Raw genomic sequence first — 4,247 nt, 5'->3', positions numbered from 1 at the left:
CCCCAGTAGCCGGTGCCGCGGCTGGTGTAGAGCTGGGTGTTCGCGTGCCTGCTCAAGCCGGAGACGACCGGCTGATCGAGTCGGACCAGATAGTGGAACGGCCAGATCTGACCGCCGTGGGTGTGCCCGGAGATCTGCAGTTCCACCCCGGCCGCGGCACTGTCGGTGACCTGTGCGGGCTGGTGGGCCAGCAGGACGACCGGTGCGGCGGGGTCGGTGCCCGCGAGCGCGGCGGGCAGGTCGGGACCGTGTCCGGGCACATCGGCGGTGGGGTCGTCGATACCGGCGACAACCAACCGGTCGCCGTCGCGGTCGATGGTCCGGTGCGCGTTGTGCAGCGGCTGCCAGCCGATGCCGGCCATGTAGTCGATCCAGCTCTGGGCGTCGTCGAGGTACTCGTGATTGCCGGTGATGTAGAACCGGCCGAGCGGCGCTTCGACGTCGGCGAGCGGGGCGACCTGATCGCGGCGCTGCTCCACCGAACCGTCGACGAGATCCCCGGCCAGCCCCACGATGTCGGGCCGCTGCGCATTCACCACGTCGACGACTTCTCGCGACCATCCCTCCCGGTCGATCGCGGCGAAGTGAGTATCGGTGAGCACCACGACCCGCAGCCCGTCGAGCCCCTCGGCCAAGCCCGGGATCGCGATGTCGACGGTCCGAACCTGCGGCACCCGCCGCGCCTCGTACACCCCGTACCCCGTGAGCACCGCCGACACCACCACCACACCCAGAGCCACCCCTTGGGTAACGCGCATCCCGGTGACCCCGGCAACACGCAGCGCGCCCCGGACAACCGACCCGATCACCGACCAGACGAACACCACCCACAACACCCCGAGCAGCACGTCACCGGCAATCGCCGCCGGGTCGAACTGCGGCGGACCGTGCCCGAAGAACATGGCGACAGGCAGACCGACGAAGCCGGCAACGCAGACCCCGGTCCCGACCCGATACCGCAACCCACTGCGCCCGGTCGGCGCGGCAACCAGCACCCACCACGGCACCGCGAACATCACCGCCGCCACCAACACGATCACTATCAGCACTACAGCGGAGCTCACGAAGTCCCGTTCCACCCAGGGCCACCCCGTCCGGGCAGCACGCCACCCCAGATCATTTCAGTTCAGGTCGTCGCATCAGCCGACACGGTCAGCCGAACTCGTGAGGCGGTCGAGGATGTCCGCTATCTCGGTGGGGTGCAGGCGAATCCCCATGTGGCTGGTGTCGACCGTGTGGACGTCGAAAGGATTGGCGGGTGTGAGGGCGTCGGCTTCGGCGATCATCTTGTCCTGCATTTCGGGTGGGATCGCCCGGTCCCGGGACAGCCGGATATAGGTGCGTGGGATCGTTCCCCAGGTGGTGGCGTGCACGCGCGAATCGGCGGTCAGTACAGAGGGGGAATCCGCCGGTTCCAGCAGGTTCAGGCAGGCGCGGAATTGCTCGTCGGTGGCGTCGGCCATCAGACCGTCCTTGAGCGCCATCAGCGTGTCCGGGTCAGCCGTACGCCAGTTGACCGGGACGGTGGCGACGTCGTGGTGGCCGAGGGTTGCCAGATAGGCGGCCACGCTGGGGAGTTCGACGCAGCACCAGGCGGAGATGTAGACGACGCGGGCGAGCGCCTCGGGAATCGCGTTGCCGACAGCGCTGATCGTGGCACCTCCACCGCTGGTCCCCACGAGCACGACCGGCCCGAACACCCCGGCTCTGCGAACGATGGTTTCGACGTGAGAAACGTTGTCCTGCAGTGTCACCGCAGCCGTCGGCGCCGGCAGTTCCGTGAATGCGGCGAGGTCCTGCGGGGCCTGGTAGGACATCGGGAAGTAGGCGTCGGCGCCGTGGCCCGGGAGGTCGACGGCGATCGCTCTGTGTCCACACAGTCCGAGTTCACGCAGGAGAGGTGTCCAGTATCCAGCGTTGCCGTGCGCGCCGTGCACGAACACGAATGTCGGTCGGCCATCCCACGGGCTCAGCAACTCGGCTCTCCTTCGGTGAACGCGGCAACCACCCCACGGTAGAGGAATGTCTGGCGGGTCGAGGGCAGCATTCGGCCGCGATCCACAGCATGATGGGGGGATGGCCGAGATGGTGAATGTATGCGTGCCCTGCTGATCCTGATCGTTGTGCTGGCGATCGGGTTGGTTGTGGGCGATCGGGTCGCAGTTGTGGTGGCGCAGAACGAGATCGGACGCCAGGTTGCCGCCGAGTACAACCTTGCGGAGCGACCGGATGTCGAGATCGCCGGGTTTCCGTTCCTGACCCAGGCGGTCGCCGGTACCTATTCCGACATCGACATCCGGATCGGCGACTGGAGTGGGCACAACATTTCCGTCCACGATCTCGACGTCGCACTGACCGACGTCTCCGCACCGCTGGGCGACCTGATCAACAACCGCACGTCCGAACTTGTCGCGGCTACCGCGACCGCGACCGCGGTGGTCCCCTACGACGTCGTGCTGGGTTTCGCGCCGGCGGGCGTGGAGTCGATCTCCGACAGTCCGCAAGGGCTGCGCGTCACCGGGTCGTTCTCGGTGGCGGGGATCTCGGTGCCCGCGACGGTTTTCGTCACCGTCGCACCGACCGAGGCGGGCATCGAGGTCACCCCGGTGTCGGTCCAGGCGGCGGCAGGCGGACCGACGATCTCCCTGGCATTGCTGCGCCAATCGCTGACCTTCGTCGTGCCGCTGCAAGCACTGCCGCTCGGTGCCCGCCTGACCGCCATCCAACCGGGCGCCGACGGTCTACACGCGACCGCCGTAGCCCACGACGTGCGTTTCGACGATCTTCCGTAACACTCCTTGCCCGGTAGCACGGTCCGCCAGAATTGCCCTGACCTCGCACTTCCTCCCATCGAAGGGATAGTCAATGATGCAGGCGTCGAGAGCGCGAGTTACCGATACACCGCCCGTCGCGACCGGATTCGGTGGTCACCGTCGACGGCGGTCGATGATCCGCGACGGCGCGTCCGTGGCAGTGCTGGCGGCGCTGGGCGTGAGTTGGATCAAGGCACAGGCTTTCGGCACGGTGGCCTTGGCGACGACGGCGCTGATCGTTCCGGGAACCGGTACCAGCGACCCCGCGGTGGCGCACAACTTCGAAAGCAACGCGTACCAGAACTTCATCGATCCCGGCGCTCGCGGCTGCACCGACAACCAGTGCCCCGGCGTCGCCTTCGTTCCCGTCCCGTACGACGCGGCGCTGTGGCCGGTCATCTCGTCGAAAGGCCCGGACGCGTCGTCGGCGAAGTGGGACACCTCGGTGGCCGACGGTGTGGCGAATCTCGACGCGATCGCGACGCGAGTCATGGATTCGAATCCGGGCGGTGCCGTTGTCATCTTCGGATACTCACAGGGCGCGACGGTGGCCAGCGCGGAGAAGGCTGCCTCGGCCGAGCTGTCGCAGACGGACAAGGACCGCCTGTCGTTCGTACTCATCGCGAATCCGAACCGGCCCAACGGGGGGATCATCGAACGGCCGGTGCGTTTCGGCCGGCTCCCGTTCGCCGACATCAGCTTCGGCCCACCCACCCCCACCGATACCGGCATCCGGACAACGGATATCGCGATGCAGTACGACGGCATCTCGGACTTTCCGGCGTATCCACTCAATGTGCTCGCCGACGCGAATGCCGTGCTGGGCACTGTCCTGATCCATCCGTCGTATCTGCAACCCAAGGGCAACGGCGCGGGCAGCCAACCCAAGGCGGGCGCGGCCGTCTACGGATACCCGGACCGCTCCGACTACATCGCGCAACAGAACTGCGCCGCGCATCCCGGGAACTGCCAGCACCACGGCGATACGACCTACATTTCGCTGCCCAACCCGCAGGGAACGCTGCCGCTGCTGTATCCGCTGCGTGCACTCGGGAAACACACCGACCACTCGGCGGTGACAGAACCCGCGGCCGCCCTGATGGAGCCGGCACTGCGGGTACTGATCGAAACGGGCTACGACCGCGCGGATTACTCGACGCCTACGCCACTGCGGTTCGACCAGCCGGTGAACCCCGAGAAGACCGCTCAGCTGCCGGCCGATCTTCGGCTCGCCATCGAGCAGGGCATCGCCGACGCCGACGCGGTGATGGAGAACCCGGCACACCACGCCAACCGAACGCTGCCGCTGGAATCGGTACTGGCCAATGCCGAGGATCTGCTACCTCCGAACCCAGCGACGCCTCTCGTCCGCGCTCTCCTCACACCGACGGGCTAGCGCCACCGGTCTCAGGTCGACGCCGATCGGGTGTGCAT

Annotated in this window: 4 protein-coding genes; 2 read left to right on the top strand and 2 right to left on the bottom strand. The window is 67.2% G+C overall.

Annotated elements, in window-relative coordinates; translation table 11 throughout:
• Both ACFWF3_RS26210 and ACFWF3_RS26205 read right to left on the bottom strand, forming a co-directional pair.
• On the bottom strand, positions 1-1,064 hold a 1,064-nt coding region (locus tag ACFWF3_RS26210), incomplete at its 3' end, for a metallophosphoesterase (RefSeq protein WP_379315978.1).
• A gap of 75 nt (positions 1,065-1,139) precedes the next feature.
• Positions 1,140-1,976 (bottom strand): alpha/beta fold hydrolase, encoded by an 837-nt coding sequence (locus tag ACFWF3_RS26205; protein WP_379315976.1) that lies wholly within the window; start codon positions 1,974-1,976, stop codon positions 1,140-1,142.
• A gap of 120 nt (positions 1,977-2,096) precedes the next feature.
• Here ACFWF3_RS26205 and ACFWF3_RS26200 point away from each other — a divergent pair, with 120 nt between their 5' ends.
• Positions 2,097-2,792 (top strand): DUF2993 domain-containing protein, encoded by a 696-nt coding sequence (locus tag ACFWF3_RS26200; protein WP_379315974.1) that lies wholly within the window; start codon positions 2,097-2,099, stop codon positions 2,790-2,792.
• A gap of 175 nt (positions 2,793-2,967) precedes the next feature.
• Positions 2,968-4,209 carry a PE-PPE domain-containing protein gene (locus ACFWF3_RS26195; RefSeq protein ID WP_379315972.1) on the top strand — a complete coding sequence of 414 codons (1,242 nt, stop codon included), beginning with the start codon at positions 2,968-2,970 and terminating at the stop codon, positions 4,207-4,209.
• The last annotated feature ends 38 nt before the right edge of the window (positions 4,210-4,247 follow it).

The sequence above is a fragment of the Nocardia sp. NPDC060220 genome (assembly GCF_042727815.1).
Classification (GTDB): Bacteria; Actinomycetota; Actinomycetes; order Mycobacteriales; family Mycobacteriaceae; genus Nocardia.
The sequence above is the reverse complement of the archived record's forward strand: the minus strand, read 5'-3'. Positions and strand labels throughout refer to the sequence as shown.